General features: G+C 64.0%; 18 protein-coding genes. 13 read left to right on the top strand and 5 right to left on the bottom strand.

Annotated elements, in window-relative coordinates; all coding sequences use genetic code 11:
- The first annotated feature begins 104 nt into the window (after window positions 1–104).
- Window positions 105–1,691 (top strand): glutamate--cysteine ligase, encoded by a 1,587-nt coding sequence (gshA, locus tag AC097L_RS21075; RefSeq protein ID WP_479588679.1) that lies wholly within the window; start codon window positions 105–107, stop codon window positions 1,689–1,691.
- Between the two features lie 66 nt (window positions 1,692–1,757).
- Here the strand turns inward: gshA and AC097L_RS21070 are convergent, their stop codons facing one another.
- The gene (locus AC097L_RS21070; protein ID WP_479588678.1) at window positions 1,758–2,249 is read right to left on the bottom strand and encodes an META domain-containing protein; all 492 of its coding nucleotides are present in this window, start codon (window positions 2,247–2,249) and stop codon (window positions 1,758–1,760) included.
- Between the two features lie 308 nt (window positions 2,250–2,557).
- Between AC097L_RS21070 and garD the strand changes: the two genes are divergently transcribed.
- The 8 genes from garD to AC097L_RS21030 all read left to right on the top strand — a co-directional run bounded on the left by garD (window position 2,558) and on the right by AC097L_RS21030 (window position 13,691).
- A complete protein-coding gene (garD, locus tag AC097L_RS21065) occupies window positions 2,558–4,159 on the top strand; it encodes a galactarate dehydratase (protein WP_479588677.1) in 1,602 nt (533 codons plus the stop codon).
- A gap of 45 nt (window positions 4,160–4,204) precedes the next feature.
- Entirely contained in the window at window positions 4,205–4,711 is a 507-nt protein-coding gene (locus tag AC097L_RS21060) for a C40 family peptidase (RefSeq protein WP_479588676.1), read from the top strand.
- 61 nt (window positions 4,712–4,772) lie between these two features.
- Window positions 4,773–6,086, top strand: coding sequence for an efflux RND transporter periplasmic adaptor subunit (locus tag AC097L_RS21055; RefSeq protein ID WP_479588675.1), 1,314 nt, complete (start codon window positions 4,773–4,775; stop codon window positions 6,084–6,086).
- Complete coding sequence (locus AC097L_RS21050; RefSeq protein ID WP_479588674.1) at window positions 6,086–8,059, top strand: ABC transporter permease; 1,974 nt, start codon at window positions 6,086–6,088, stop codon at window positions 8,057–8,059. Before AC097L_RS21055 ends, AC097L_RS21050 begins: the two co-directional genes overlap by 1 nt.
- Before the next feature lie 55 nt (window positions 8,060–8,114).
- Window positions 8,115–9,638 (top strand): trypsin-like serine peptidase, encoded by a 1,524-nt coding sequence (locus AC097L_RS21045; protein ID WP_479588673.1) that lies wholly within the window; start codon window positions 8,115–8,117, stop codon window positions 9,636–9,638.
- A gap of 176 nt (window positions 9,639–9,814) precedes the next feature.
- A complete protein-coding gene (locus tag AC097L_RS21040; RefSeq protein WP_479588672.1) occupies window positions 9,815–12,097 on the top strand; it encodes a trypsin-like peptidase domain-containing protein in 2,283 nt (760 codons plus the stop codon).
- 119 nt (window positions 12,098–12,216) lie between these two features.
- Window positions 12,217–13,041, top strand: a complete 825-nt coding sequence (locus tag AC097L_RS21035; protein WP_479588671.1) for an undecaprenyl-diphosphate phosphatase — start codon at window positions 12,217–12,219, stop codon at window positions 13,039–13,041.
- Window positions 13,041–13,691 (top strand): HAD family hydrolase, encoded by a 651-nt coding sequence (locus AC097L_RS21030; protein ID WP_479588670.1) that lies wholly within the window; start codon window positions 13,041–13,043, stop codon window positions 13,689–13,691. The genes AC097L_RS21035 and AC097L_RS21030 overlap by 1 nt, the downstream gene beginning before the upstream one ends.
- On the opposite strand, the gene AC097L_RS21025 is transcribed toward AC097L_RS21030, so the two are convergent.
- The 3 genes from AC097L_RS21025 to mutS form a co-directional block, all read right to left on the bottom strand.
- Window positions 13,648–14,493, bottom strand: coding sequence for an alpha/beta hydrolase (locus AC097L_RS21025; RefSeq protein WP_479588747.1), 846 nt, complete (start codon window positions 14,491–14,493; stop codon window positions 13,648–13,650). The genes AC097L_RS21030 and AC097L_RS21025 overlap by 44 nt on opposite strands.
- A 187-nt stretch (window positions 14,494–14,680) precedes the next feature.
- A complete protein-coding gene (locus AC097L_RS21020; protein ID WP_479588669.1) occupies window positions 14,681–15,508 on the bottom strand; it encodes a proteasome-type protease in 828 nt (275 codons plus the stop codon).
- 29 nt (window positions 15,509–15,537) lie between these two features.
- Window positions 15,538–18,120 (bottom strand): DNA mismatch repair protein MutS, encoded by a 2,583-nt coding sequence (mutS, locus tag AC097L_RS21015; RefSeq protein ID WP_479588746.1) that lies wholly within the window; start codon window positions 18,118–18,120, stop codon window positions 15,538–15,540.
- A 308-nt stretch (window positions 18,121–18,428) separates the two neighbouring features.
- Between mutS and AC097L_RS21010 the strand changes: the two genes are divergently transcribed.
- Window positions 18,429–20,048: a tyrosine-type recombinase/integrase gene (locus AC097L_RS21010; protein WP_479588668.1), complete on the top strand. Its 1,620-nt coding sequence runs from the start codon at window positions 18,429–18,431 to the stop codon at window positions 20,046–20,048.
- A gap of 20 nt (window positions 20,049–20,068) precedes the next feature.
- On the opposite strand, the gene AC097L_RS21005 is transcribed toward AC097L_RS21010, so the two are convergent.
- Entirely contained in the window at window positions 20,069–20,299 is a 231-nt protein-coding gene (locus tag AC097L_RS21005) for a hypothetical protein (RefSeq protein ID WP_479588667.1), read from the bottom strand.
- 59 nt (window positions 20,300–20,358) lie between these two features.
- Here AC097L_RS21005 and AC097L_RS21000 point away from each other — a divergent pair, with 59 nt between their 5' ends.
- The 3 genes from AC097L_RS21000 to AC097L_RS20990 all read left to right on the top strand — a co-directional run bounded on the left by AC097L_RS21000 (window position 20,359) and on the right by AC097L_RS20990 (window position 22,340).
- Window positions 20,359–20,853: a hypothetical protein gene (locus AC097L_RS21000; RefSeq protein ID WP_479588666.1), complete on the top strand. Its 495-nt coding sequence runs from the start codon at window positions 20,359–20,361 to the stop codon at window positions 20,851–20,853.
- 179 nt (window positions 20,854–21,032) lie between these two features.
- Complete coding sequence (locus tag AC097L_RS20995) at window positions 21,033–21,608, top strand: ankyrin repeat domain-containing protein (protein ID WP_479588665.1); 576 nt, start codon at window positions 21,033–21,035, stop codon at window positions 21,606–21,608.
- Between the two features lie 120 nt (window positions 21,609–21,728).
- Entirely contained in the window at window positions 21,729–22,340 is a 612-nt protein-coding gene (locus AC097L_RS20990) for a helix-turn-helix domain-containing protein (protein ID WP_479588664.1), read from the top strand.
- The last annotated feature ends 193 nt before the right edge of the window (window positions 22,341–22,533 follow it).

Here is a 22,533-nt window from a genome sequence, read left to right as displayed (position 1 = left end):
CCTTCCACGCCCAGTCAAGATTTATGTACGACTGGATGCAGTGCCCAGACCGTGGGCGAGCCGCCCGGGGTTTGGGCGCTGCATCCTTTCTCTAACGGATACCCATGATGAGCAGTTCCTCCCCCTCCGCCGCATTGCTAGAACGCCTGCAGGCCCTCGCGCCCGACCGGCTCCAGGGCATCCGCCGTGGCCTGGAAAAGGAAAGCCTGCGCGCCCAGCCCAGCGGCAGCCTAGCCCTCACGCCGCACCCGTCAGCCCTCGGTTCGGCCCTGACGCACCCGCACATCACCACCGACTTCAGCGAATCCCAGGTGGAGCTGATCACCGGCGTGCACAAAGGCGTGGAAGCCTGCCTGGACGAGCTCACCGAAGTGCACCAGTTCACCTACCGCACCCTGCAAGCGCAGGGTGACGATGAAATGCTCTGGGTGTCCAGCATGCCCTGCGGCCTGCCCACCGACGAGACCATTCCGATTGGCCGCTATGGCAGCTCCAACGTGGGCCGCGCCAAGAGCGTCTACCGCATGGGTCTGGGCCACCGCTATGGCCGCCGCATGCAGACCATCTCGGGCATCCACTACAACTGGTCGCTGCCGGGCGTGACCAGCGAGGAATACTTCGGCCTGATCCGCAACTTCCGCCGCCACGCATTTTTGCTGCTGTACCTGTTTGGCGCGTCGCCCGCGGTGTGCTCCAGCTTTGTGGCCGGTCGCCAGCATGCGCTGGAACAACTCAATGACTGCACCATGTACATGCCGCACGGCACCTCGCTGCGCATGGGGCCCCTGGGCTACCAAAGCGATGCCCAGGCCTCGCTGGCCGTGAGCTACAACAGCCTGGAAGGCTACGGCGCATCGCTGCAAGACGCGCTGACCCGCGCCTACCCGGCCTACAAGGCGGTGGGTGTGCGCGGCACCGGCGGCGACTACAACCAACTGGCCACCAGCCTGCTGCAGATCGAAAACGAGTTCTACGGCACCATCCGCCCCAAGCGGGTGATCTACCCCGGCGAGCGCCCGCTGCACGCCCTGCGCGAGCGCGGCGTGGAGTACGTGGAAGTGCGCCTGCTGGACCTGGACCCATTTGTGCCGGTCGGCATCACCGCCCAGACCATGCGCTTCATCGACGTGTTCTTGCTGCACTGTTTGCTGAGCGACAGCCCACCCGACAGCCCGCAGGAAATCACCGAGCTGGCGCACAACCAGCACCGCGTGGCCGCCCGGGGCCGCGAGCCCGGCCTGACGCTGGAACGCGCAGGCCAGGAAGTGCCCTTGGCCGAGTGGGGCAGCGACCTGGTGGCCCAGTGCCGCCCCATCGCCGCTGCATTGGATGCCGCCCACGGTGGCACGCTGTACAGCGATGCGCTGGCCGCTGCCGATGCCGCCCTGGCCGATCCCAGCCTGCTGTCGTCGGCCCGCGTGCTGGCGGCCATGCAGGGAACCGCGTGCGGTTCGTTCGTGCCCTTCATCGCCCAGCAGTCGCTGCAAACCCGCCAGCACCTGCTGGACTTGCCGTTCAGTGCTGAGCAGCAAAGCCGTTTTGAAGCGATGACCACCGCGTCGGTTGCCGCCCAGAAAGCCATCGAGGCCGCCGACACCATGCCCTTTGATGTCTACTTGCCACAGTACCTGTCGCCCGAGCGCTTGATCGTCAAGCACCGCCGCTTGGAACCGGTGTCGGTCACTGCATAACTTCAACGCCAAATAGGCCTCTGGCGTATACTCCATCTGCGCTAGATGCTACTTAAATTGTAGCAATCAAGGTGCTGCTGCACCCGCCCACACCAGTGTCTGTCCGGCAACCGACACCAGCCGCAGCAGGGGGGCTGGGCCATCCTCCAGCCGGAGCTGCAGCCTGTCTGCGAGCACCGCGCTGAGGGCGCTGTCGGCCTCCATCAGCCCGCCGTCCACGCAGGCCTTGCGCGTGGACACCAATTCCCCCACTCGCAGCTGGTTCGCCGCATCGATCTGGTAGCTGCCGCCCATGGCATTGCAGCCACCCCGGATGCCGATGCGCCCCTCTTTAAATTCCATGCTGAAGCGCGGGTCGGCGCGCGGGAGCAGGGTGGCGATGGCGTGGCCTTGCCCATCGGTAGCCGATTGCAGCGTCCAGCGCAGAGCGCTCAGGCGGCTTTGCAGCGCGGGGCCGGACAGTGTTGCGGGCGTTGCGGTTTTGTTGGCGCAGGCCGACAGGGCACAGCCCACCAGCAAAGCCGCAGTGGCGAGCAAAACAACAGGGCGGATCGGCATAAAAAATCTCCTTTGCAGCGTTCCATGGATGCGGCCCATGGTAGGAGATTTCAGCGGCCAGGGGCGTTTTTACAATCTGCCTGTTTTATGGGCACTGCAAGCTTTGTCTTTTGAAAACAAACACTTAAGCCATGCATACAGCGGTTTGCCCGGCTTATCCACAAGTTTGTCCAGTGTTGTCAGGGTTAACTTTGCAGGCCAGACAGCTTGACCCCATGGCGTACTTGGGGCATCATCCGTAGCTTGTTGTCAGACAACTGATGACGCAGGCTTACCGCTGGCGATTTTAAAAATACAGGACATCCTCCATGGCATCCCCACCCGCTCTTGCACCTTCCGCCCCTGTATCTCCCGCCCTTGTGCCCCTCACCATCCGCATGCATGCATTGGACAACGTGGCCATTGTGGCCAACGACGGGGGCCTGCCTGCGGGCACGGTACTGCCGTCGGGACTGGTGCTGCAAGACAAGGTGCCGCAAGGCCACAAGGTCAGTCTGGTTGCGCTGGCGGCCGACGCGCCGGTGCTGCGCTACAACGTGGTGATCGGCTATGCGCAGCGCGAGATTCCGGCCGGCAGCTGGATACACGAGCGTTTATTGAAGATGCCCGCCGCCCGGGAGTTGGTGGGCCTGCCCATGCCGGGCGATGCTGGCGTGGTGACCCCCGTGCCCTTGCCACCGCTGGAGGGCTATACCTTCCAGGGCTACCGCAATGCCGATGGCTCGGTGGGCAGCCGCAATATTTTGGCCATCACCACCACTGTGCAGTGTGTGGCGGGTGTGTTGGATTTTGCGCTGCAACGCATCAAGGCTGAGCTATTGCCGAGCTACCCGCATGTGGACGACGTGGTGGGCCTGGAGCACACCTACGGCTGCGGCGTGGCGATCGACGCGCCGGATGCCATCATTCCCATTCGCACCCTGCGCAATATCAGCCTGAACCCCAACTTTGGCGGCGAAGTGATGGTGCTCAGCCTGGGCTGTGAAAAGCTGCAGCCCGAGCGCCTGTTGCCGCCCGGCAGCATTCCGATTGATGACCAGCGCGGTGCGGCATTGGACGTGGTCTGCCTGCAGGCCGAAGAGAACGTGGGCTTCATGGCCATGGTGGACGCGATCTTGCGCCAAGCCCGGGTGCACCTGGAGCGCCTGAACCTGCGCCGCCGCGAAACCGTGCCCGCGTCCGAGTTGGTGGTGGGCGTGCAGTGCGGCGGTAGCGACGCGTTTTCGGGCGTGACCGCCAATCCGGCCGTGGGCTTTGCCACCGATTTGCTGGTACGTGCCGGGGCGGCCGTCATGTTTTCCGAGACCACCGAGGTGCGCGACGGCATCGCCCAGCTCACCGCCCGCGCCAGCAGCACTGCCGTGGCCGATGCCATGGTGCGTGAAATGGCCTGGTACGACAACTATCTGCACCAAGGCCGTGTGGACCGCAGCGCCAACACCACTCCGGGCAACAAGCTGGGGGGCCTGTCCAACATCGTCGAGAAGGCCATGGGCAGCATCGTCAAGTCCGGCTCGGCACCGATTTCGGGGGTGCTCTCGCCGGGTGAGAAGTTGCAGCAAAAAGGCCTGGTCTACGCGGCCACCCCGGCCAGTGACTTCATTTGCGGCACGCTGCAACTGGCCGCGGGCATGAACGTCCACATCTTCACCACCGGGCGGGGTACGCCCTACGGCCTGGCCGAAGTGCCCGTCATCAAGGTGGCGACCCGCAGCGACCTGGCGCGCCGCTGGCACGACCTGATGGACGTGAACGCAGGCCGTATCGCCACTGGCGAGGCCAGCATCGAAGACGTGGGCTGGGAACTGTTCCACCTGATGCTGGCCGTAGCCAGCGGCCAAAAGACCTGGGCCGAGCACTGGAAGCTGCACAACGCCCTGGTGCTGTTCAACCCGGCCCCGGTGACCTGAGCGCGCAGGAATGCCTGGCCCGGGGATGTTGTCCACAATGGCGGTATGTGCATCTCCTTAAAAATACATCCTTCGGCGGCTGGGCTGGTGCTGCTGCTGCTGCTGGCGCTGGCGGGCTGCTCTACCGCACCACCGTCCCGCCCCTCCACGGCCAGTACCCTGGCTGCGTCCCGCTTGTCGGTGGACGAAGCTAATGACGTGACGCTCTACGCCATCAGCCTGGTCGGCACGCCGTACCGCTATGGCGGCAATACGCCCGCGTCGGGGTTTGATTGCAGCGGCCTGATTGGCTATGTCTACAAAGCCCAGGCGGGCCTGTCGGCCCCGCGCACCGTGGCATCTCTCATCAGCTGGGGCCAGGCTGTGCCCTTGGAGGCGGTGCGTACCGGCGACCTGGTGGTGTTTACTCCGCGCGGCGCGGCCACACATGCGGGCATCTACGTGGGCGAGGGGCGGTTTGTGCACGCGCCGTCTAGCGGCGGCGAGGTGCGGCTGGACCTGCTGGCATCGGCGTACTGGGCGAAGCAGCCTGTGTCGTTTCGACGGCCCTGATCTTTGCCAGCGGGTAACCCCACACGGCATTCTGTAACCGCCCGTTCCTACAATCGCCCCCATGCGAAAAATGAAGCAATGGGTGGGGGGATTGGTGGCCGTGGCGGTGCTGGGCGGTGCTGCGTGGTGGTGGACCCAGAGCCGTGCCGCGGACCAGCCGGTGTACCGCACCGGCAGCCTGGAGCGCGGCTCGCTGCTGGCCACCGTGGCGGCCAGCGGGGCGGTGAACCCAGTGACCCAGGTGTCGGTGGGCACCCAGGTGTCGGGCCAGATCAAGGAGCTGTACGCCGACTTCAACGACGAGGTGAAGGCCGGGCAACTCATCGCCATGCTGGACCCGGAAACCTTTGAGTACCGCGTGCGCTCGGCCCAGGCCGATGTGGATGCTGCGCGGGCTGCTGTGCTGACGGCCCAGGCCAACGCCGCAGCGGGCCGGGCCGCCATCTCTAAAGCCCAGGTGGACCTGACCGAGGCCCAGCGCGACTTTGAGCGCAAGCGCGACCTGGCCGACAAGCAATTCATCGCCCAAAGCGAGGTGGACCGCACCCGCGCCCTGGTCAACACCAGCGGCGAGCTGCTCAAGCTGGCCCAGGCCCAGGCCAGCGTGACCGATGCGCAGATCAAAACCGCACTGGCCAATGTGGCGCAGCGCGAAGCCATGCTGGGCCAGGCGCGTATCGACCTGGGCCGCACCCGCATCACCTCGCCGGTCAGTGGCATTGTCATCAAACGCACCATCGAGCGCGGCCAGACCGTGGCCGCCAGCCTGCAGGCCCCCGAGCTGTTTGTGATTGCGCAAAACCTGCACGACATGCAGGTCGAGGCCAGCATCGACGAGAGCGATGTGGGCCGCATCCGCCTGGGGCAAAAGGCCAATTTCAATGTCGATGCCTTCCCCGGCCAGACTTTCGAGGCCGAGGTGCGCCAGGTGCGCAAGGCTGCGCTGAACGTGGCCAATGTGGTCACCTACGTGGCCGTGCTGCGCTTTGCCAATACCGATGGCCGCCTGCTGCCCGGCATGACAGCCAATGTGCGGGTGGTCACCGACACCCGGCAAGACGTGCTGAAAGTGCCCAACGCCGCCTTGCGCATGCGCATTGCCGATACCGCCAATGCTACTAATACTGTAGCTAATGGCGCAGTTGTTACCTGCGCTAGCGGCACTATTTCTATAAATTCTGCGCGCCGGGGCCGGATCTACCTGCTGGACGCGCTGGGCAAGCCGGTGGCCACCAACGTTTGCCTGGGCATCACCGACGGCAGCAGCACCGAGCTGCTTGCGCCCGATAGCGCCTTGCAAAGCGGCACGGCGGTGGTGACGGGCAACCCGCTCACCGGAGCCCCCCGCGCAGCCGCGCCCAAGGTGCCTTTTTAATGGATGTCGTCCACGCCCAGGCGCTAGGCAAAAGCTACGCCATGGGCGGAGATGTCGTGCACGCCCTGCGTGGCGTGTCGCTGGAGATTGCCGAGGGCGACTTCGTGGCCATCATGGGCACCTCGGGTTCGGGCAAGTCCACGCTGATGAACATTCTGGGCTGTCTGGACACGCCCAGCAGCGGCAGCTACACGCTGGCGGGCGATGCGGTGCAGGGCCTGGATGCCGACGCGCTGGCGCGTATCCGCAACCAGCGCATCGGCTTTGTGTTCCAGCAGTTCAACTTGCTGCCCCGTGCCAGTGCGCTGGAAAATGTGGAGCTGCCGCTGGTTTACGCTGGGGTGGCGGCCACGCAGCGCCGGGCGCGGGCCGCCGCCGCCTTGCAGCGCGTGGGCCTGGGCGCGCGCATGCACCACACGCCCGCCGAGCTGTCGGGCGGGCAGCAGCAGCGGGTGGCGATTGCGCGGGCGCTGGTGAACCAGCCGCAGCTCATCTTGGCCGACGAGCCCACAGGCGCACTGGACAGCCAGACCTCCGAGGAAGTGATGCAGCTGCTGACCGACCTGAACACCCAGGGCATTACCGTGGTGCTGGTGACGCACGAGGCCGATATTGCGGCCTGGGCGCGGCGCAAGATCGTCTTCAAGGACGGGCAGATCGTGGAGGACCTGCGGCGCGTCTCGGACACCCTGCACCCGGCGGCGGCTCGGGACGACGCTGCCCGCCGCGGCCCTGCCCAGATGAACGGCATGGCCGCGCTGCGCAGTGCCTGGCGGGCGCTGGCCTCGAACGCGCTGCGCAGCCTGCTGACCATGCTGGGCATCGTCATTGGCGTGGCGGCGGTGATCACCATGGTAGCGGTGGGCCGGGGCGCGACGGACAGGGTGCAGGAGCAAATGCAGGGCCTGGGCTCCAACATCATGCTGGTGCTGCCCGGCGGGGCCACGGCGGCGGGCGTGCGCCAGGGCGCGCAAACCCGCAGCCGCCTGACCGAAGAGGACGCCACCGCCATCCAGTTGGAAGTGCCCGAGGTGCAGGTGGCCGCGCCGTCCTCGCGCACCATGGCCCAGGTGGTGGCCAACAACGCCAACTGGAGCACCACCATTTTTGGCACCAACAACGACTATTTAGAGGCCCGCGAATGGCCGCTGGCCGCGGGCCGGGCGTTTGAAGATGCCGAGTTGCAGGGTTCGGCCAAGGTCGGCCTGATCGGTGCCACCGTGGCGCAAGAGCTGTTTGGGGATGCCGACCCGATCGACCAGACGGTGCGGGTGCGCACCGTACCAGTGAAGATCGTCGGCGTGCTGGCCCGCAAAGGGCAAAACTCCATGGGCCAGGACCAGGACGACATCCTGGTGTTGCCGATCTCTACCTACCGCAACCGGCTGCAGGGCGGCTCGCCGGGCAATGTGAAGCGCGTCTGGGCCATCAACGTGAAGGTGCGCGAGGGCCAGAGCATGCAGGTGGCCGAGGAAAACATCCGCGAGCTGCTGCGCCAGCGCTTCAAGGTGGAGGCCAGTGCCGACGACACCTTCACCCTCCGCAATTTGAGTGAGATTCTGGAGGCGCAAGAGCAATCCAGTCGCACCATGACCTTACTATTGGCGGCGGTGGCTGGCATCAGCCTGCTGATTGGCGGTATCGGCATCATGAACATCATGCTGGTCAGCGTGACCGAGCGCACCCGTGAAATCGGCCTGCGCATGGCCGTGGGCGCGCGGGGGCGCGATATTCTGGTGCAGTTTCTGGTCGAGGCCGTAACGCTCAGTTTGCTGGGCGGCGCGGCGGGTGTGCTGCTGGGGGCGCTGGCCACCTGGGCCGTGGGGCATGCGGCGGGCTGGCAGGTCAGCATGACGTTGGCATCGGTGGCGCTGGCGGTGGGCTTTTCGGCGGCGGTCGGCGTGTTTTTTGGGTTTTACCCGGCACAGCGGGCATCCCAGTTGGCACCTATTGCGGCCTTGCGGTACGCCTGACGGGTACATTGCTTGGGTTGGAATGGGTTATAGGCAAACTTATCGGGAGATATTTATGGCGCGTAGTTGGAACAGGGTCAGTCTGTTGGCGGTGGCGGGTTTGGTTGCCAGTTGCGGTGGCGGCAGTGGCGATGGTGGGGCAGTGTGCTCCGCTGTGACGACCAATGCGGCCAGGTCGGCTTCGGACAGTTTGCTGTCGGGTACCGCGGCAAAGGCCGAGTCGCTGCGCCAGATGGCAGGCACCGATGTCTCGCCCCTGCAGCCGCGTCCCGCGCTGCAGGTGCTGGCCCGGGCTATCGCACTGGGTGATGTGGCGCAGGCCAAGGTGGCGGCGGCGAAACCCCTGTTGGCGCAAACCGGCGTGCCCAAGCAAATTGGTTTGCCGCGCGATGTGGTGGTCACCGGTACGCTGGCCAGTACGGCGGCCTTGCTGCAATGGCAGGCCACGGCGGCGGGCGGTCAGGTGGCAGCCATCAGCATCCGCTCTGGTCAGGCCCTGGGTTTGCGCCTGGGCCTGCTGGTGAAAAGCCTGCCTGCCTCGGCCACGCTGCGGGTCTACGCCCCGGGCGCGGCCACGGCTTACACCATTGCCGCGCAAGACGTGCTTGACACCCTGGCGCGCAACCGCGCGGCGGGCGATACCAGCGATGCCGGGCGCACCTACTGGGCTCCGGTGGTGGATGGTACCGAGGCCACGCTGGAGATTGAGTTGCCCCCGCAGGTGTCCACCGCCGGGGTGGAAATCGCCATTCCGCGCGTTTCGCACCTGTTCAGCAGCCCGCTGTCGGAGGCAGGCAGCGGTAACCTGGCCAAGGCCGCAGTGGGCAGTTGCGAGGTGGATGTGGCCTGCAGCCCCAGCTACGGGTCCGAGAGCAATGCGGTGGCCCGCATGAGCTTTGTAGACGGCGGTGCGGCCTTTCTGTGCACCGGCACGCTGGTCAACAACACCCGGGGCGACGGCACGCCGTACTTCCTGGGGGCCAACCACTGCATCGCTACGCAAACGGCCGCATCGACTTTGCAAACCTGGTGGTTTTACCGCGCCAGCACCTGCGCAGGCCCGGCGCTGGATGCCGCCGCCACCACCCGTACCGGCGGCGCCACCTTGCTGTATGCCAGCCAGAGCACCGACACCTCGTTCATGCGGCTGGCCGACACACCGCCCACGGGCGCGGTGTTTGCCGGCTGGTCGGTGGCTGTCCCCACCCTGGGAGACGCGGCGGCTACGCTGCACCACCCGCAGGGCAGTTGGCAGGCGATCAGCGCGGGCGTAATCAATTCCTTCCTGAGCTGCACGGCGCTGACCGCTTCTTCGCTGAACTTCAGTTGCACCACCTCCAACCAGGCCAGCGGCAATTTTGTCAACGCCCAGTTCAGCAGCGGTGCCACCGAGGAGGGCAGCAGCGGCGCGCCCCTGTTTGAAACCATCGGTGGTGGCCACTATCTGGTGGGCCAGTTGTACGGTGGCAGCTCCAGCTGCAGCAACCCCACAGGCAGCAACGCCTATGGCCGACTGGATGTGGCCTACAACACGGCCTTGCGCCAGTGGCTGGCTCCTGGCACCTCGGCATGCAATTAAAATACTGCTATCTTATTTGTAGCTGTATGTGTAGGTGGAATATGCGCTATAGGCCTATTTTACTTATAAATTTCCATTCCCGGTCCCGCGCTGGGCGGTGTGGTTTTGGTACATAGGCTTTACCTAGCCTTCGTATCATGTAAGAAATTGTCAACGGGATAGCGCATATGGTGCGGATGCTGGCTATTGGGAGTGTGTGGGTGGTGGCTATGGCGGTGGCTGGCTGCGGCGGAGGCAGTGGGTCCAGTACTACGGCCTGCGCCACGGCGGCAGAAGACACCGGTAGCCTAGTGGCCTGGGCCACGGTGGCGGCAGTGCCTACAGCCAGCGATGGCCTAGCGGCGCATGCCGAATCCATCCGCAGGGTGGCCAGCAGCGGCGAGGTCTCACCGGTCCAGCTGCGCCCCAGCCAGCCGGTGCGCACGGCCAGCGTCAGCCTCGGAGAATTGTCGCTGGCCCGGCGCAGCGCCGCAGCCCAGGAAGACACGCTGGGCGTGCCGCGGCGGATCGGTGTGGCCCGCGAGATGCTGCAAACGGCCAGTGTGGCTGGCACATTGGCGCTGCTGGACTGGCAAGCCACCGCAGCGGGTGGCAGCGTTGCCGCCATCCGCATCGGGTCGGGTCTGGCCCAAGGTGTGCGTTTGGGCGTGCTGGTGCGCAGCCTGCCCGCAGCGGCGACCTTGCGGGTGTATGCCCCGGACTCGCCCACGGCCTACGTGCTGACCGGGCAAGAGGTGCTGGCCACGGTGCAGCGCAACCTGGCCACCGACAGCAGCGATGCCGCGCGGATGTTTTGGACCCCAATGGTCGAGGGCACCGAGACCACCTTGGAGATAGAGCTGCCCGCCCACACTGCCACCGACAGCGTGCAGATCGCCATTCCCCGCTTGGCCCACATCTACGCCTCGCCCTTGGCGGGCGGTGACAACCTGGGCAAAGCCACCGGCATCGGTACGGCGGGCAGCTGCGAGGTGGATGTGGCTTGCAACAGCAGCTACACGGCCGAGAGCAACGCGGTGGCCAAGATCAGCTTTATTGGCAGCGATGGCGGTGCTTACCTGTGCTCTGGGGCGCTGGTGGCCGACACCGCCGCCAGCACCAGCCCGTATTTTCTGAGTGCCAACCACTGCATATCCCAGCAAACCGTGGCTTCCACGCTGGAGAGCTACTGGTTCTACCGGGCCAGCAGTTGTGCCAGTGGCAGCCTGGGCGGCGGCAGCCAAACCGTCTCTGGGGGGGCTACTTTGCTTTACGCCAGCAGCAGCACCGACACCTCGTTCATGCGGCTGGCCAGCATGCCGCCTACCGGGGCGGTATATGCGGGCTGGTCGGTGTCGGCTGCGGCCACCGCGCCTATGCTGGGTGCGGTGGTGGCGGGTGTGCACCACCCGGCGGGGGATCTGCAAAAAATCAGTACCGGCACGATTACCGGTTACCAGGCGTGTACGGCGCTGAACACCACCACCGACACCTTCACCTGCAGCACTGCCGGCTCCAGCGGAGCGTTTGTCAATGTGCGCTACACCAGCGGGGTGACCGAGGGCGGCAGCAGTGGCTCACCGCTGTTTCAGACCAACGGCAGCAGCCACTACCTGGTGGGCCAGTTGTATGGCGGCAGCTCCAGCTGCAGCGCGCCCAGCGGCAGCAATATCTATGGCCGGTTTGACACCGCCTACAACGCCGCACTGAGCACCTGGCTAAACCCGGTGGCCTCGGTGTCGCTGTCGCTGGGCAAACTGGGCAATGGCGCGGGCACGGTCAGCTCGTCCCCCGCAGGCATCAGCTGCGGCAGCAGTTGCACCGCACCGTTTGCCACCAATGGCAGCGTGACGCTCACAGCCACCCCCGCCACCGGTTCCAGCTTCAGCGGCTGGGGCGGGGCCTGCAGCGGCACCGGCACCTGCACCTTGACCATGGACACCACCAAGGCCGCCACCGCGACCTTTGTGGTGCCGGTAATTGCCCTGGCCACGGCGCTGGACGACAGCCTGGTCTGGACCAGCGGCGGCGATGTGGGCTTTTTTGGCCAGACCAGCACGGTCCACGTGGGCGCATCGGCGGCCCAGTCCGGCAACATCACGCACAGCCAGAGCAGCAGCCTGTCCACCACCGTCACCGGTCCAGGCACGCTGGCATTTGACTGGAAGGTGTCGTCGCAGGCGGGGGGTGACGTTTTGTCGGTGGCGGTAGACGGCGTGGTGCAAACCGCCCTGAGCATCAGCGGCGAAAAGGGCTGGATCACCAACACCCTGGAGATGGCATCGGGCAGCCACACCCTGGTCTGGACCTATGCCAAAAATGCCAGCCGCAGCGCGGGCTCGGACGCGGCTTGGGTGGACAACGTGGTCTATACGGCCACAGCCCCGGTGGTGGTGTCCGCGCCTGCAGTGAGCACCCCCGTGGTGACCACGCCTGCGGTGTCAAACACCTGTAGCGCCAGCAAAATTGCGGCCAAGTAACCTGCACAGTGGCTACGGGTTTACCGGTGTTGACAACCGTGGACAGCGCGGTGCGCGCTTTACGAAAGCGGTTGACCGGCCAGTGATAATCACCCCATCTTATTTTTTGGGGAGTGCGTGTGGATACCATTTTGCTGATCAAAGCCGCCATCATGGGCGTCGTCGAGGGGCTGACCGAGTTTTTGCCAGTGTCCAGCACCGGGCATTTGATTTTGACCGGCTCGCTCCTGGGCATGACGGACGACAAGTCCAAGGTGTTCGACATCGCCATCCAGACCGGTGCGATCCTGGCCGTGATCATCGTGTACTGGCAGCGGATTGCCGGGGCCATCAGCGGCTTCAGCAGCAGCGCCCGCTCGCGCCGCTTTGTGTTCAACGTGGCCATCGGCTTCCTGCCTGCGGCCCTGGTCGGGTTTTTTGTTTATAAAAGCATCAAGGCCTATTTGTTCAACGCCCCGGTGGTGGCCACGGCCTTCATCGTCGGCGGCCTGATCATCTGGTGGGTGGAACGCCGCGCCAAGCCCGTGGTGCGTATCCAGGAGATCGACGACATGAGCGGTCTGGACGCCCTCAAGGTCGGCCTGGTGCAGTGCCTGGGCATGATCCCCGGCACCAGCCGCTCCGGCTCCACCATCATTGGCGGCATGCTGCTAGGCCTGTCGCGCAAGGCGGCCACCGATTTCAGCTTCTTTCTGGCCATCCCCACGCTGATCGCCGCCGGAGGTTACAGCCTGTGGAAAGAACGCGCGCTGCTGTCCATGGCCGACTTCCCGATGTTTGCCGTAGGCTTTGTGGTCAGCTTCCTGAGCGCCTGGCTGTGCATCCGCTGGCTGCTGCGCTACATCTCGACCCACGACTTTGTGGTGTTTGCCTGGTACCGCATCGCCTTTGGTTTGGTGGTGCTGGCCACTTGGTATACGGGTACCGTCGTCTGGGCAGCCTGATGGCGGCCATCCAGGCCGTCATTTTCGATGCCGATGGCACGCTGGTGGACAGCGAAGAGCCGGGCATGGATGTGCTGCACGCGCTGGCCATCGCCCACGGCGTACCGGTCAGCCGGGCAGAGGCGCACCAGCGGTTTCGCGGCGCGCGCATGGCCGATTGCATTGGCTGGATTGCGGCTCAGCTGCCCGCCCAGGCACCGGGTTTTGAAGCTACCCTGACGGCGCAGGCACGCAAGCAGTCCGAAATCCGCTTTCGCCAGGGTCTGCAGCCGCTGCCAGGCGCGCTGGCCTTGCTGCAAAGTCTGCATCTCCCGTTTTGCGTGGCCACCAACGGCCCGCGCGAAAAGGTCGAGCTGACCCTGGGCCTGACCGGCTTGCGCCCCTTGCTGGGCGAGCGTATTTTTTGCGCCTACGAGGTCGGCCATTTCAAGCCCGACCCCGGCCTGTTTCTGCACGCCGCCCAGGCCTTGGGCGTGGCGCCCGCCCACTGCGCGGTGGTGGAAGACAGCCTGCCGGGCCTGCTGGCCGGTTTGGCCGCGGGTATGCAGGTGTTCAGCCTGCACCCGCAAGAAGGCTTGGCGGCGGACGTGGCCGAACGGGTGACGTTTATTGCGGGCCTGCAGGCTCTGGGGCCACTGCTGGCGCACTGATATTGTCGATATTCCGTAAGGCCGCCTCGATCGCCGCAGCTGTGGCTAGAGGTTTTTCCATGGGGAACAGGTGGCTGCCGTCCAGCATCATGGTGCGGCCCTTGGTGATTTTGGTGGTCAGGCCCATGCCAATCTGGCGCATCTCGGCCGAGTGGGTGCCACCGATGAACGCTACCGGGCATCTCAACGGGTGGCGGCGCAGCAGGCCTTCCATGTTGTCGGGGAAGCAGTTGTAGATGGCGGTTTCTACCGCGCGGTCGAAGCTTAGGACCCGCTGGCCGTCCTCGTCGCGGGTGCCAAAAGTGATGTAGTCCTGCAGCACCTGCGGCTCCCAGCGGGCAAAGGCTTTTTTGCCCTCGAAGTGCGCCAGCGCCGCGCTCTGGTCGGCCCAGTGCTGGCGGCGGGTGCGGCTGATCTTGCCGGGCGACACCACTTCCACCATCTTGGCGCGCTTGATGGCCCCCAGCGTGGTGGCGCGCCAGCCGCCCACAATCGGCGCGTCCAGCAGCAGTACGCCGCTGGCCAGCTCCGGGTGTCGGGCCGCCACCATCAGGCTCAAAAATCCGCCCAGTGAATGCCCGACCAGAAACGCCGGCTCGCCGTGCCGCGTGACTGCCTCGGCGGCAAAGTCAGCCAGTTGCTGCACCAGGTGCGGCCAGTTGTTGGTGACCGGGTACTGCGGGTCATGTCCGAGCTGGTCGATGGCCTCTACTGCGAAGCCGCGCGCGCGCAGGCTGGCAAACAGGACGCTGTAGGTGGCGGCGGGGAAGCTATTGGCGTGGGTGAAGATGATGGGCGGCATAACCTGCATTTTGTGACCTTAGCCCGCCGAGCCCAGTCGCGCAGGTTCACCGCCGTGTCGCTGTAGACGTGAGCGATGCCTCCCCGCTTTTTCGTGAACACCGCGGAACTGGCTTCGCCAGGCCGCAGGTGTTGCCCCCTGCAAGGGGGTTGGCGAAAGACGCGTAGCGCTGCAGCCTGGGGGTGTGCTAAATCAAGCGTTCTTGCGGTGTAGTGATCTTGCGCAGTGGTTTGCCCCGGCCGGATTCGACCATCAGCGGCACGTCGGTTTGCTCGCCGTTCCACATCGGGTCTTCAATGCTGTCGAATACCTCGCGCAGCTTGTGGCCCCAGCTGCTGTGCAGCATCTTCATGTAGGGGTTGTTCTCGTCGATGCAGACCACCTTGTCGGTCTGGAAGCTATCGACCTCGTACACCACCAGGTCCAGCGGCAGGCCGACGGACAGATTGGATTTGAGGGTGGAATCCATCGACACCAGCGCGCACTTGGCGGCCTCGTCCAGCGGGGTGATGGGGGTGATGACGCGGTCCAGCACCGGTTTGCCGTACTTGGATTCGCCGACCTGGAAGTACGGGGTTTCGGGCGTGGCTTCGATGAAGTTACCGGCCGAATACACCTGGAACAGGCGCATACCCTCGCCCTTGATCTGGCCCCCAAAAATCAGCGACACATTGAATTCCACACCGGCCTGGCGCAACGACACCGCGTCGCGTTCGTACACATGGCGCACCGCCGCACCCAGCACCCGGGCCGCGTCGAACATGCTCTTGGCGTTCCAGATGGTGATGGGCTCGCCGCCTTCGCTCTCCTTCAGTTGTTCGATCTGCAAGATCTCGCGGATGGCCTGCGAAATGCTCAGGTTGCCCGCCGACAGCAGCACCATGAAGCGGTCTTGCGGCTTCTCGTACACGATCATCTTGCGGAAGGTGCTGATCTGGTCCAGTCCGGCGTTGGTGCGCGAATCGGACAGGAAAACCAGCCCGGCATTGAGTTTGATGGCGACGCAGTAGGTCATGGTGGTACGGGTAAGAAGCTGAAATGGGGTTAGGCCGATGCGCCCAGGCTGAGTTTCTTCAGGCTGTACAAGGCCTCCAGCGCTTCGCGTGGAGACAGGGCATCCGGCTGGATGGCGGCTAACGCAGATTCTAAAGCGCTGGGTCCGTCGTCGGGCTTTTGGGGCGGCGGCGCAAATAAATCCACTTGCGCCTGGTTCCCCAGCGCGTGGTCTTCCAGCGCGGCCAGGGTATGGCGGGCGTGGTTGAGCACCGCTACGGGCATGCCGGCCAGGCGGGCCACCTGGATGCCGTAGCTGCGGCTGGCCGGGCCGGGCTGCAGCTCGTGCAGGAACACGATGTCCCGGCCCGACTCTGCCGCGCTGACGTGCATGTTCACCGCGCCATGGTGCTGGGCCGGGAACTCGGTCAGCTCAAAGTAGTGGGTGGCAAACAGGCAGAAGGCCTGGGTTTTGTCGTGCAGATGCGCGGCAATGCCGCTGGCCAGGGCCAGGCCGTCGAAGGTGGAGGTGCCGCGGCCAATTTCGTCCATTAGCACCAGGCTGTGGGCGGTGGCGCTGTGCAGGATTTGCGCGGCCTCGGTCATCTCCACCATGAAGGTGGATTGCGCGTTGGCCAGGTCGTCGGCCGCGCCGATGCGGGTGTGGATGGCATCTATTGGCCCCAGGCGGCAAGCGCTGGCGGGTACATAGCTGCCCATGCTGGCCAGCAGAACGATGGTGGCCACCTGGCGCATATAGGTCGATTTACCGCCCATGTTGGGGCCGGTGATGATTTGCATGCGCTGGCGGTGGCCCAGGGCGGTGTCGTTGGCGATGAAGCTGGCGCTGCTGGTCTCGGCCAGGCGGGCTTCCACCACCGGGTGGCGGCCACCTTCAATGGCGATGCAGGGTTCTTTCGCGAATACCGGGGCACACCAGTTGAGGGTTAGCGAGCGCTCGGCCAGGGTGCACAGTACGTCCAGCGCGGCCAGGGCGTAGGCCAGTTGGCTTAAGGCGGGCACAAAGGCCTGCAAGGCATCCAGCACCTGCTCAAACAGCCATTTCTCGCGGGCCAGGGCGCGCTCCTGGGCGCTCAAGGCCTTGTCTTCAAAGGCTTTGAGCTCGGGGGTGATGAAGCGCTCGGCGTTTTTCAGCGTCTGGCGGCGGCGGTAGTCGGCGGGCACCTTGTCGATCTGGCCCTGGGTGACTTCGATGTAGAAGCCGTGCACCTTGTTGAACTGCACCCGCAGGTTGGCAATGCCGGTGCGGGCTTTTTCGCGGGTTTCCAGGTCCAGCAAAAACGCGTCGCAATTGGTCTGGATATCGCGCAGTTCGTCCAGCTCGGCATCGAAGCCACGGTTGATCACGCCGCCGTCGCGCACCAGTGCGGCGGGCTCGTCCAGGATGGCGCGCTGCAGCAGGGCGGCGCAACCCTCGGGAGGGTGCAGTGCGGCAGAAATTTGAATCAAAAGTGCCGATTGCGTAGGTACTGCCTGCACTAGTAGCTCTGCTTTTTGTAGCGTGTATTGCAAGGCCACCAGCTCGCGCGGGCGCACCTGGCGCAGCGCGATGCGGGCGCTGATGCGTTCCACATCGCCGCTGCCCTTGAGCTGCTCGCGCAGGCGCTGGCCGTGCCCGGCTTCTCGCAGGGTGGCGATGGCTTGCAGGCGCAGCGTAGCCTCACTGCGGTCGCGCTGGAGTTCCAGCAGCCAGCGCTTCAGGGCGCGGCTGCCCATGCTGGTGCTGCAGGTGTCGAGCAGCGAGAACAGCGTGGGCTTGTCTTCGCCGCGCAGGGTTTGCGTCAGCTCCAGGTTGCGCCGGGTGGAGAGCGGCAGATGGATGCCGGCATCCCCCTTTTGCACGCGGATGGTCTGCACGTGCGACAGGGCGCGGCCCTGGGTGTGCTCGGCAAAGTTCAGCAGGGCAGCGGCCGCCGCGTGGGCCTGGGGCAGGTCCTCCGCCTGCCAGGCGGCCAGGGTGGCGGCGTGCAGTTGTTCCAGCAGCTTGCGCTGGCCCAGGGCAGCATCGAACTGCCACGCCGGGCGGGCGGTGGTGGACAAGGCCACGCCGGGCGCAGTGGCGCGCTTCAGGGCCTGGATGCGCTGCTCCAGGCTGGGGCTGGCGTCGGCGCTGTGCAGCAGCTCGCTGGGGGCGATGCGGGTGACCCACGCTTCCAGCTCGTCGCTGGGGCATTCGGCCAGGTGGATTTCGGCACGCGTCACGCTCAGCCAGGCCAGGCCGCAGGTGTTGCGCGGGCCCTGGTGGATGGCCAGCAGCACGGATTCGGTTTTGTCGGACAGCAGCTCGGCATCGGTCAAGGTGCCGGGGGTCACCACGCGCACCACCTTGCGCTCCACCGGCCCCTTGCCCGTGACTTCGCCCACCTGCTCGCAAATCGCCACCGACTCGCCCAGCTTGATCAGTTTGGCCAGATAGCCCTCCAACGCATGGAAGGGCACGCCGCACATCGGAATCGGCACGCCCGCCGTGTGGCCGCGCTTGGTCAGGGTGATGTCGAGCAGGGCGGTGGCCTTTTCGGCATCGCTGAAAAATAGCTCGTAGAAGTCGCCCATGCGGTAGAAAACCAGCGTGTCGGGGTGCTCGGCTTTGATGGCCAGGTACTGCTGCATCATCGGGGTGTGCTTAGACGTGTCTAGGCCGCCGCTGAGTGCGTTCGCTGCCTGTCCGTCGATTTCTTGTTTTTCTGTTGTCATTCAATAACTTACTGATCTTTTGAGGGGTCTTAGCACCCTCAATTGCCACCATGCTCCGTCATTTGCCTACCCCGGTATTGGGGACCAGATGGGGACCCCTCGATCCTCTCTTCTGCTATGCTCCAGTTTACTCCCCCTTGAAGAGAAAATTCCTTTCGCGACAAGGGTTTGCAGCCGAAGTAAAGTCCCCCGGCCGCGAAATCTCATGTTTTTCGGAGAGGATCGCCATGTCGCTCGACCAAGACAGCCAAGCAGACGCTCCCCAAGCGGAGGGCTCCGCCACCAAGCGGGCTCCTGCGTGGCGCGCCGAGCTCAACGACAACTTCTGCAAGCTCCGAAAGCTTGAATTGCCCCCCGTTGGCTACAACGGCCAAGGCAAGTTGAAGTTCGCTGAAAAAGCCGTCCCAAATCCCGAAAGCTACATCTTATGGGACACGAGTCGGGACGCCCCGCCGGGGTTCGGCTTGAAGGTGGCTGGCAAGAAGACCTACATCCTGCGCAGGAAGGTCATGGGCAAGTCCATGCTCTCCAAGGTGGGCAACTTCGCCGACTACGACAGGATTCAGGACGCGCGGGCGAGGGCGGCCGAGTTGGCTTTGACGATGGTCGAGACGGGCCAGAACCCCAATGTGTTGGCCCGCGAGCGCGACGCCGCCGAAGTCACCTTGAAGCAGGCGATGCTTGCCTACCGCGAGCACATGGTCGAGCGGACGCAGCGGCCGGCCAAGCCCGACACCTTGAAGGTCTACGACCGGGTGATGAGGAAGCACAAGGAATGGAGGTGGTCCGACCGCAAGGTGCGCGACATCCACACCGACGACATCAAGAAGAAATTCTTGGAGACCCATGAGGCGACGCCGACCGCCACGGAGCAGGCGTTCCGCTGGCCGGCGCGGGCGATCAACTGGTTCATCGAGAACGAGAAGATCAGGGCGCAGGCGCAGCGGCGCGAAGCCCACATTGAGGGCAATCCGTTCAACTTCTTGGCGATCAACAACTTTTACCGCAGCCGGGAGCAGATCGAGGAGGTTCGCGAAGAGCAGGGCAAACGCAATCCCTTGCGGCCATCGGCCGACCTCGGCCCCTTCTTGGAGGCCTGCTGGTCGAAGAAGGACATGAACGACAACATGACCGGCGTCCACTACTTGATGCTGATGCTGCTTTGGGGTTGCCGCAAGAGCGAGCATGCCGGCCTTGTGTGGGGCGAGCTGCTCTTGGAGACCGGCCCCCCCGGTGTGGGCCGTCGCTCCACCAGCCACGTCCACATCAAAGACCACCCCGACTGGGGTCCCTACGTCTTCTTCTACAAAACCAAGAACGGCCGCAGCCACCGCATGCCGCTGACGCCCATGGCGTTGGAGCTCTTGAAGCGCCGGCAGGTCGCCGCCGCCGAGGAGGCCTCTCGGCGCGGATTTGGCGGCAAGTCCCGCAGCTTCGTCTTCCCGGCCCGCAGCCCATTCTCGAAGACCGGCCATTACATGGACGCCACCGACCTGCTCGACGACCTCCGGGAAGAGATCGGTGTCGAGAAGCTCAACCGGCACGACCTGCGCCGCTCGTTCGGCGCGGTGATGACGGCGATCGAAGTCCCCGAAGGCATCAAGAAGCGTTTCCTGAACCACGCCCGCGCCGACGTGACGGAGACCTACACGACGGCCGAATGGGCACTCTTGCGGGAATGGATGATGAAGGTCGAGCAGTCGATCATCGTCAGGGCTCCCAACATCTACAACTCGCTCAAGCCGGCCGACTGGCCGCCGATCCCGGCCCCGGAGCCCCATGTGTGCCGTCCTCCCAAGTCCCGGACCGGAAGGCCGCGCAAGACGGTTACGAAGACTCCGCAGTAGATAATATTCGGAAGGAAAACTTAAGCCTTCGAGAATTTTGCCCAATGCATTCGATGACGAGCACGAATTTTTTCCTCCAGTGCTTTTTCGTCGATCGGAACTTTGGCGGTGTTCAGTTTCGCTAGATTATCTAAATCTTCGTCGAGCTCAATTTCCGCATGTGCATGTATCGATTCTGCGTCTGCTCCCATCTCAATGAGAGTTTCTGCGTCGAGGTTCCAGATTCTCTTTGGAAGTTCATTTTGAGACATGCATTGACTCCGTGCGCTTGGCAATGCTGAAAAATTTACACAACTATGAAAGGAAGTCAATGAGCGCTGATGAAGTGGAATTTGAAACTCAAGGCGTTGGATTGCCAGTCAAGGCGTTTAGCGAATTGGTTTTGGGGAAAGCAATTGTCGTCCTCGGCGGAGCTGCAATACTCGCAGAAACAATCCAGAAAGTTTCGGCGAGCGGAGATGAAGCTTTGTTCAATGTGTATGAGCTTGAAAAGTTTCATTGGGGAAAAATCTTTGTTGTCAGACATTTCTTGAATGACGGAACCACTACCTTCTTATTGAAGGTGAGAGGCGCAGGCGGCGGCCCGAAAATGGATTTCCAAATTCCTAGGGACATTGTGGTGAGAGCAGTGATCGAGGATGCGTCATTGATCGCGACCGCCTTGATGAATGACATGGACGCCATGCAATGGATTGGTCAAAATTTTGAGGGGTCATTCAAGGCTGCTGTTTTGAAAGCTAAGTTGGCATTCGCCGCCAACGCCAAAGAGCCAACGAAGACCGGTTCAGGTCCGTTGAGGGTGTAGGGTTAATTTGCCTCGTGCAATGGTTAGGGCCGTCGTGAAATACGAAGCAGGGGATCATTCGGTTCGTGAGCGTCATTGATCTGCCACGACGCCCTTGCTTCCGGCGAAGTCGGCTAGCCGTCCGTCATCGAGGCCAGTGGCCGCTTTGACGGCCCTCCATGATTCTGAGAATCTGAATCATGGATTTCAAACACACCTCCGAACTCTGCGCAGCGGTGAAGGCTGGCGACGCCGAACGCGCGAAGCGGGCTATCCAAGCGGGAGAGAGCGTCGTCTCAGGCAAGGTCGAGGGTGCGGAAAACCCCCTCGTCATCTGGGCAGTGGACGCTGAGCGCGCGGATTGCCTCCGCGTGCTGCTCGTGGCGGGCGCCGAAGTGGATGCCCGTGGGGATGCTGGGGAGACCGCATTGATGCGGGTGATGAGCACGGCGAACCGCGAATGCATGAGGCTGTTGCTCGATGCAGGCGCCGATGTGAACGCCAAGGATTTTTTCGGAATGACCCCTGCCATGTGGGCGGCGCGTTTCGGCGCAAGTGATCACTCCTTCATCGACGCTCTGGTCGAGGCCGGCGCGGACCTGCGGTCCACGGACGCCATGAGGAGAACTGCCGCGACCCACGCAAAGATTGGCGGCCTGCCTGAGATATCGGCGTTGATCAAGGCTCGAATCGCAGCCGTCGATGAGCACAAGAGGCTCGCCAGAGCTTTGAGCGCGAGTCCCAGTCAAAAGCAGCCACGCTCGTTGCGGGTGTGACCTTTTGAAAGCCAGCGGCCTGGGCTGTCGTTCATCTCAGCCAGGCGCTTCCGAACGATCCAAGGTCTTATCGGATAATCTTGGGGCATCCGCCCGAAAAAAAATCCAAGGAGCCAGCCCGTGTCGTCTTCGTCCAAATCTCTGTTCGCCGAGGTCAACTACAACGGCGAGAAGATGAAGGTGGTCGATGTGATCAACGCCATCAAGTCCTTGGACCCCACGATCCCTTTGACGACCTCGGAGGCTGCGATCTTCTTGCGGATGTCGGTGACGACTTTGGAGCGCCTGCGTAAGAGTGGCAGCGGCCCCACTTACAGCCAGCCCGGCGCGGTCGGAGTGACGGGCAGCAATCAGACTTGCTACTACCAACGAGCGGACTTGGAGGCGTGGTTCAACGGCAACCGGATCAATAGCGTGTTGGAGGCTTCAATCCGCAAAGGGCAAACCTTCGGAACGATCTTCGACGTGGCCGAGCCGGCGGCGTTCTACGTCGATCCCGAGGGCAACGTCGAAAGCATGGTCGAGGAGAACATGCTCGGCACGGTGGTGGGCCGGATCGGCCAGTGGGAAATCCTTTGGATGACTCCGGTCGAAGCAGCCGGCCGCCGCTGGACCGACTTGGACGGCCACAAGGCATTCGCCGAGGGCGTGCGCCGCGTGCTCTCCAACGCGATCAACGCCTTGGACATGGGGGTTGAAGAAACCGACATTGCGCAGTCCATGCGCGGTTGATTCTCCCTCCACTAAATCTAGGCCGGTTTTCACCGGCCTTTTTTTCGTCCCCAAAGGTCTAAATCAGCCGATTCATCGTAAGCGTCCGGCCATCCCATGTTGACCACTGGCCACAGCCATGGTTGATTTCAAGGAGGGATGGGCTGCCAGCGATGCGGCAGCAGTTGTTCAATGTCCCGGGCCCTGTGCGTTG

The organism is Rhodoferax sp. RT5P35, assembly GCF_056521385.1.
Note: the sequence above shows the minus strand (reverse complement) of the source record. Positions and strands in the feature narration are given on the sequence as shown.

What these genes read in the sequence shown, in the direction of transcription:
- gshA (WP_479588679.1), top strand. Translation starts at nt 105, where the DNA reads ATGATGAGCAGTTCCTCCCCCTCCGCCGCATTGCTAGAACGCCTGCAG.
- AC097L_RS21070 (WP_479588678.1), bottom strand. Translation starts at nt 2,249, where the DNA reads ATGCCGATCCGCCCTGTTGTTTTGCTCGCCACTGCGGCTTTGCTGGTG.
- garD (WP_479588677.1), top strand. Translation starts at nt 2,558, where the DNA reads ATGGCATCCCCACCCGCTCTTGCACCTTCCGCCCCTGTATCTCCCGCC.
- AC097L_RS21060 (WP_479588676.1), top strand. Translation starts at nt 4,205, where the DNA reads ATGTGCATCTCCTTAAAAATACATCCTTCGGCGGCTGGGCTGGTGCTG.
- AC097L_RS21055 (WP_479588675.1), top strand. Translation starts at nt 4,773, where the DNA reads ATGCGAAAAATGAAGCAATGGGTGGGGGGATTGGTGGCCGTGGCGGTG.
- AC097L_RS21050 (WP_479588674.1), top strand. Translation starts at nt 6,086, where the DNA reads ATGGATGTCGTCCACGCCCAGGCGCTAGGCAAAAGCTACGCCATGGGC.
- AC097L_RS21045 (WP_479588673.1), top strand. Translation starts at nt 8,115, where the DNA reads ATGGCGCGTAGTTGGAACAGGGTCAGTCTGTTGGCGGTGGCGGGTTTG.
- AC097L_RS21040 (WP_479588672.1), top strand. Translation starts at nt 9,815, where the DNA reads ATGCTGGCTATTGGGAGTGTGTGGGTGGTGGCTATGGCGGTGGCTGGC.
- AC097L_RS21030 (WP_479588670.1), top strand. Translation starts at nt 13,041, where the DNA reads ATGGCGGCCATCCAGGCCGTCATTTTCGATGCCGATGGCACGCTGGTG.
- AC097L_RS21025 (WP_479588747.1), bottom strand. Translation starts at nt 14,493, where the DNA reads ATGCCGCCCATCATCTTCACCCACGCCAATAGCTTCCCCGCCGCCACC.
- AC097L_RS21020 (WP_479588669.1), bottom strand. Translation starts at nt 15,508, where the DNA reads ATGACCTACTGCGTCGCCATCAAACTCAATGCCGGGCTGGTTTTCCTG.
- mutS (WP_479588746.1), bottom strand. Translation starts at nt 18,120, where the DNA reads ATGATGCAGCAGTACCTGGCCATCAAAGCCGAGCACCCCGACACGCTG.
- AC097L_RS21010 (WP_479588668.1), top strand. Translation starts at nt 18,429, where the DNA reads ATGTCGCTCGACCAAGACAGCCAAGCAGACGCTCCCCAAGCGGAGGGC.
- AC097L_RS21005 (WP_479588667.1), bottom strand. Translation starts at nt 20,299, where the DNA reads ATGTCTCAAAATGAACTTCCAAAGAGAATCTGGAACCTCGACGCAGAA.
- AC097L_RS21000 (WP_479588666.1), top strand. Translation starts at nt 20,359, where the DNA reads ATGAGCGCTGATGAAGTGGAATTTGAAACTCAAGGCGTTGGATTGCCA.
- AC097L_RS20995 (WP_479588665.1), top strand. Translation starts at nt 21,033, where the DNA reads ATGGATTTCAAACACACCTCCGAACTCTGCGCAGCGGTGAAGGCTGGC.